The sequence below is a fragment of the Streptomyces sp. A0592 genome, assembly GCF_004795115.1.
Taxonomy (GTDB): Bacteria; Actinomycetota; Actinomycetes; order Streptomycetales; family Streptomycetaceae; genus Streptomyces; species Streptomyces erythrochromogenes.
Genome location: NZ_SSBM01000084.1, coordinates 1 through 5,383, shown reverse-complemented (window position 1 = coordinate 5,383; position 5,383 = coordinate 1). Strand labels below are relative to the sequence as shown.

General features: G+C 73.6%; 5 protein-coding genes and 1 rRNA gene. 2 read left to right on the top strand and 4 right to left on the bottom strand.

The features are described 5' to 3' along the window. Positions 1 to 102 (top strand): 5S ribosomal RNA (gene rrf / locus E6U81_RS39295); the annotation flags it as partial. Between the two features lie 152 nt (positions 103 to 254). Continuing rightward, entirely contained in the window at positions 255 to 767 is a 513-nt protein-coding gene (locus E6U81_RS39290) for a hypothetical protein (protein ID WP_136234773.1), read from the top strand. A gap of 99 nt (positions 768 to 866) precedes the next feature. Here the strand turns inward: E6U81_RS39290 and E6U81_RS39285 are convergent, their stop codons facing one another. The 4 genes from E6U81_RS39285 to E6U81_RS39270 form a co-directional block, all read right to left on the bottom strand. Beyond that, complete coding sequence (locus tag E6U81_RS39285; protein ID WP_136234772.1) at positions 867 to 1,463, bottom strand: Uma2 family endonuclease; 597 nt, start codon at positions 1,461 to 1,463, stop codon at positions 867 to 869. Between the two features lie 63 nt (positions 1,464 to 1,526). Next, positions 1,527 to 2,837, bottom strand: coding sequence for a DUF58 domain-containing protein (locus tag E6U81_RS39280; RefSeq protein ID WP_136234771.1), 1,311 nt, complete (start codon positions 2,835 to 2,837; stop codon positions 1,527 to 1,529). Continuing rightward, complete coding sequence (locus tag E6U81_RS39275) at positions 2,837 to 3,823, bottom strand: MoxR family ATPase (RefSeq protein WP_136234770.1); 987 nt, start codon at positions 3,821 to 3,823, stop codon at positions 2,837 to 2,839. Before E6U81_RS39275 ends, E6U81_RS39280 begins: the two co-directional genes overlap by 1 nt. After that, entirely contained in the window at positions 3,820 to 4,977 is a 1,158-nt protein-coding gene (locus E6U81_RS39270; protein ID WP_240804286.1) for a DUF4350 domain-containing protein, read from the bottom strand. Before E6U81_RS39270 ends, E6U81_RS39275 begins: the two co-directional genes overlap by 4 nt. Between the last annotated feature and the right edge of the window lie 406 nt (positions 4,978 to 5,383).

The window sequence follows — 5,383 nt, the reverse complement described above, 5'->3', positions numbered from 1 at the left end:
GTTAGGGAAACGCCCGGTTACATTCCGAACCCGGAAGCTAAGCCTTTCAGCGCCGATGGTACTGCAGGGGGGACCCTGTGGGAGAGTAGGACGCCGCCGAACAATCATTGTGGGAAAGCCCCGCACCAACCCTTCACGGGTTCGGTGCGGGGCTTTTCTGCGTTTGCGGGCCCTGGTTCTCGTGAAACCCGGCGGAAGCGGAACGGGTGTTCATATGATGTGCCTCCTTCAAACAGCTTGGAGCGGGGGCACGGATGCGCACAGTGGACGGCAGACGTACGCGGGGGACGGTCAAGCGACTGCTGGTCGGGCTGGTGGTGGCCGGCGTCACCGTCGCCTGCGGTCCGGCGGAGGGGAACGGGCCGGCGGTGTCGCTGCCCTCGGTCGCCACCTCGGCGGTCCCGTCGCAGACGTCCGCCGAGCCTTCTCTCCCGCCCTCCCCGTCTCCTTCCCCGTCATCGACGCCCACGCCTTCGGCGTCGCCTTCGCCGACCTCGGCCCGGCCGAGTCCGGCCGCTCCCGCGGTGACGCGTACGGCCGATCCGAAGCCGCCCGCCACACGGACGACCAAGCCGGCGGCTCCGGCCACGACGAAGGCCCCGGCCCCGCCGGCGAAGGCCGAGTGCGAGATCGTCTCCAACGCGGGGAACTGCTACAACGCGGGCCAGTTCTGCCGGAGGGCCGACCTGGGCCGCTCCACCCACGCGGGGAACGGGCGCGTGATCCATTGCCGGCTGGACGGCACCCAGCCGCGCTGGCAGTACTAGCGCCGGAGCGGGTGTGCAGAAGAGCCCGGCACCTTTCGGGTGCGGGGCTCTTCTGCGTTCACGGGCCTTCGGCCGGACCGGAGTCGGACGGGGCCCGTTTCACCAGTCGGCGGGATAGCTCTTGAGGCTGTTCGTGTCGAGCGTCCAGCGGCCGGCGGTGACGGGGTCTCCGAAGGCGTAGGGGACCGCTTTCCGGTAGCGGATGCCGTCGGGTCCCGATGAGGGGTCGCTGTGCACGGTGACTGTCTTCTTGTCCTTGCGGGGATCTACGACGACGTACAGCGGCACTCCCATCCTGGGGTAGTCGTGCAGATTGTCGCGGATGTCAGTCAGCGAGTTCGTGCGTGAGACGACCTCGACCACCAGCAGGACGTCGCGGGCGTTGACGACCTTGGCGGTGTCGTCGGTGTCTTCCTCCGCGATGACCATGAGATCGGGGACCTTGGTCAAGCCGGTCTGAGGATCACCCATGTTCGTGTCATTGAGGGCCATGACTTCTGGCGTCTGGGCCTCGATCTGACGGCGTAGACGCACCACATTGAGCCCGTGGGGAGCCGTGGGGCTCATCATCGTGAGGAAGATCTGACCGTCGGTGGTCTGCACCTTCCATTGGTCTTCCTGGTGCTCGGCCAGCTCCGCGAGCTGTTCCGCGAAGTCGTGCATGCGGCGCATCTGCTCGGGGGTGAGGTCGGCCATGATGTCCTCCTGATGGGTCCCAACCAGCGTATCCAGCCCGGCGATGGCCCGAGCGGAGTTGTGCTACAGGCGGCCGGCGGCTTTGAGGGAGAGGTAGGCGTCGGCCAGGGAGGGGGCCAGGGTGTCGGGGGTGGCGTCGACGACGTGGACACCATGGCGGGCGAGCTGGTCGGCCGTGCGGTGGCGCTGGGCCCGGGTCTGGGTGGCGGCCGCGGCCTCGTAGACCGCGTCCGCACTGCCCCGGGAGGCGGCCATCGCCGCGACGTGGGGGTCGGCCACCGAGGCCAGCAGAACCGTGTGGCGCTGTGTGAGACGCGGGAGCAGCGGGAGCAGGCCCTCTTCGATCGGGGCGGCGTCCAGGCTCGTCAGGAGGACCACCAGGGAGCTGCGCGGGGCATTGCGGAGGATGGTGGACACCAGGGTGCGGGAGTCCGTCTCGACCAGTTCCGGTTCGAGGGTGGCCATCGCATTCACGAAGGAGGGCAGGACGTCGGCCGGAGACCGGCCCTGGACCTGGGCGCGGGGGCGGCGGTCGTGGGCCAGGAGGTCCACCCGGTCGCCGGCGCGGGTGGCCAGGGCCGCGAGGAGCAGGGCCGCGTCCATGGAGGAGTCCAGGCGGGGGGAGTCGCCGACGCGGCCCGCTGAGGTGCGGCCGGTGTCGAGGCAGATCAGGATGTGGCGGTCGCGTTCGGGGCGCCAGGTGCGGACGGCCACCTTGGGCCGGCGGGCCGTGGCACGCCAGTCGATGGAACGGGTGTCGTCCCCGGGCACGTAGTCGCGCAGGCTGTCGAACTCGGTGCCCTCACCGCGCGTCAGGAGGCTGGTGCGGCCGTCCAGTTCCCGCAGCCGGGCCAGCCGGGACGGGAGGTGCTTGCGGCTGGTGAACGGGGGCAGGACGCGGACCGTCCAGGGGACCACCCGGGAGCCCTGGCGGGCCCACAGGCCCAGCGGGCCGAACGAGCGGATCGTGACGCGGTCGGCGTGGCGGTCGCCGCGGCGGGTGGGGCGCAGGCGCGTCGTCAGCCGGCGGCGTTCCCCCGCCGGGACGACCACCTCGTGGCGGGACGCCGCGGCCTCCGTGCCCGGAACCCAGCTGCTCGGGGGCCAGGCGTCGCGCACCCGGGCGCGCAGCTTGCGGTTGCTGGGGTTGGTGGCGGTGAGGTGGACGTCCGCCGGCTCGCCCAGGCGTACCGAGCTGTCGCCGGAGCGGGCCAGCACGAGGCTGCGTACCGGCGCGGCCAAGGCGTAGTCGACCGCGCAGGCCAGCGCGATCGGGCCGTTGACCGCGAGCATGCCCGCCCAGCTCGGCTCCAGGACGCCGACCGGGATGCTGCCGAGGGCCGCCAGCAGGGCGGCGCGTCCGGTGAGGGCCATCAGCGCGGGACGGGGACGTGGGAGAGGATCGCCGTGATGACGGCGTCGGCGGTGACGCCCTCCATCTCCGCCTCCGGGCGCAGCTGCACGCGGTGGCGCAGCGTCGGGAGGGAGAGCGCCTTGACGTCGTCGGGGGTGACGTAGTCGCGGCCGGTGAGCCAGGCCCAGGCGCGGGCGGTGGCGAGCAGGGCGGTCGCGCCGCGCGGGGAGACACCGAGGACGAGCGAGGGCGATTCGCGGGTGGCGCGGCAGATGTCGACGACGTAGCCGGCGATCTCGGGGGAGACGGAGACCCGGGCGACGGCGTCGCGGGCCGCTTCGAGCTGGGCCGGGCCGGCGACCGGGCGGATGCCCGCGGCCTTCAGGTCGCGGGGGTCGAAGCCGGCGGCGTGGCGGCTCAGGACGCCGATCTCGTCCTCGCGGGAGGGGAGGGGCACGGTGAGCTTGAGGAGGAAGCGGTCCAGCTGGGCTTCGGGCAGGGGGTACGTGCCCTCGTACTCGACCGGGTTCATGGTGGCGGCGACGAGGAACGGCTCGGGGAGCTTGCGGGGAGTGCCGTCGACGGTGACCTGGCGCTCCTCCATCGCCTCCAGGAGCGAGGACTGCGTTTTGGGCGGGGTCCGGTTGATCTCGTCCGCGAGGAGGAGGTTGGTGAAGACCGGGCCGTCCTGGAAGGAGAACTCGGCGGTGCGGGCGTCGTAGACGAGCGAGCCGGTGACGTCGCTGGGCATCAGGTCAGGGGTGAACTGGACGCGCTTGGTGTCGAGTTCCAGGGATGCGGCCAGCGCACGCACGAGGAGGGTCTTGGCGACGCCGGGGACGCCTTCGAGGAGGACGTGGCCGCGGCACAGCAGCGCGACGACGAGGCCGGTGACGGCGGAGTCCTGACCGACCACGGCCTTGCCGATCTCGGTGCGGAGCGCTTCGAGGGAAGCGCGGGCGCTGTCCGCGGTCGCGGCCGTGGACTCGGTGGCCGGGTACGTCATGACGTGCGGACCTCTCTTTCGAGGGCGTCGAGGTGGTCGGCGAGCGCGACGAGGGCCGCGTCGTCGGAGGGGGTGGTGCCGAAGAGCAGGGCGGTCACGTCCCGGGGTCCGCCGGTCAGGCGGGCGGAGACGGCCGGGACCAGTGCGGTGGGTTCGTGGGCCCGGGTGGGCGGTACGCCGACCAGTGCGGCCAGACGTTCTCGGGCGGCGGCGCGCAGCACGGTGGCGGCGCGGTCGCGGGCCCCGGCCTTGCGGTAGAGGCGGGCCCGGCCCTCGGTGGTCTCGGAGGCGCGGATGACGACGGGGAGCTTCTCGGTGACGAGGGGACCCAGTCGGCGGGCGCGCCAGAGGGCGGCGAGGACGGCGGCGACGAAAAGCTGGAGCAGGGCCCAGGACCAGCCGGCCGGGACGAGCTCGAAGAGGGTCTTGTCCTCGTCTCCGGCGCCGGCGGACGGGTCGGAGTCGGCGAGGGACGGCAGGTACCACACGAGGTCCGGGCGGGAGCCGAGGAGCTGGAGGGCGAGGGAGGCGTTGCCCTCCTCGGCAAGGCTCTCGTTGAGGAGGATCGTCTCGGAGCCGAGGAGGACCGTGTCGCCGCCGGTGGTGCCGGTGGGGAGGACGAGGAGGGTGGGGTGGCCGCCGCTGGGGTAGCAGGCGGTGGCTCCGGGGACGGTGGTGCTGTAGCGGAGGCCGCCGCCGGTGCCGGCGCGGCCGGCCGAGCCGGCGGCGGGCAGGGTGCAGCGGGGGTCGAGGTCGTCGGTGGTGGCGTCGCCCTCGGTGCGGACCCCGGGGGACAGGTCGGAGAGGCCGGTGTCGCCGGGGGCGAGGAGGACGGTGCGGCCGCCGGAGAGGTCGATGGCCGAGCGGATGACGCTGCGCTGGGTGGCGCCGAGCAGGTCCGGTTCGGTGACGAGGAGGGTGGTGCGGGGGCCGGTCGCGTCGGCGGCCTCGCGGGCGGTGGTGACGACGCGGGTCGTGACGCCGCGCTCCTTGAGGAGCTCGGCTACGGCGCGGCTGCCGGTGGGGTCGGCGGAGCGGGGGTCGAGGTGGCCGTGGCGGGTGCCGGAGTTCAGGACGGCGAGGATGACGGCGCCGGCGGCGAGGACGGCGAGGACGGCGGCGGCAAGGCGGACCCTGCGGGTGGCTCGGCGGATGGCCGTGCGGGGTCCCGTGCCGGGGGCGGGGGCTCGGCCGGGCTCTGCGGCGGGGGCTGTGGCGGTGCCGCGTGTTCCGCCGGGGCGCGGGGCGGGCTCCGGGGTGATGGCCCTGCCCGGTTCCGTGGCGGGGGCCGTGGCGGGGGCGGTACCGGCGGAGCCGGGTGCGCGCCGGGGCGTCTCCTCGGCCGCCGAACGGCCCTCGGGGCCGGACGGCGCGGCGGCGGTGCGTCCGGCGCCCTGCGGGGATCGCCCCGGCACGCTCCCGGCCCCGCCGGAACCGGCGGTGTCGGACGGTACCCGCCAGGCTTCGCCGGCGTCCGAAGGGTGGTCCGGCGTGCTTCCGGTTCCGTGCTGGCCGGTCATGCGGTGGGTCCCGTCAGGAGCGGCTTGGCGCGGTCCAGGG

Coding starts and splice junctions, on each gene's coding strand:
- E6U81_RS39280 (WP_136234771.1), bottom strand. CDS start 2,837: ATGGCCCTCACCGGACGCGCCGCCCTGCTGGCGGCCCTCGGCAGCATC.
- E6U81_RS39290 (WP_136234773.1), top strand. CDS start 255: ATGCGCACAGTGGACGGCAGACGTACGCGGGGGACGGTCAAGCGACTG.
- E6U81_RS39285 (WP_136234772.1), bottom strand. CDS start 1,463: ATGGCCGACCTCACCCCCGAGCAGATGCGCCGCATGCACGACTTCGCG.
- E6U81_RS39275 (WP_136234770.1), bottom strand. CDS start 3,823: ATGACGTACCCGGCCACCGAGTCCACGGCCGCGACCGCGGACAGCGCC.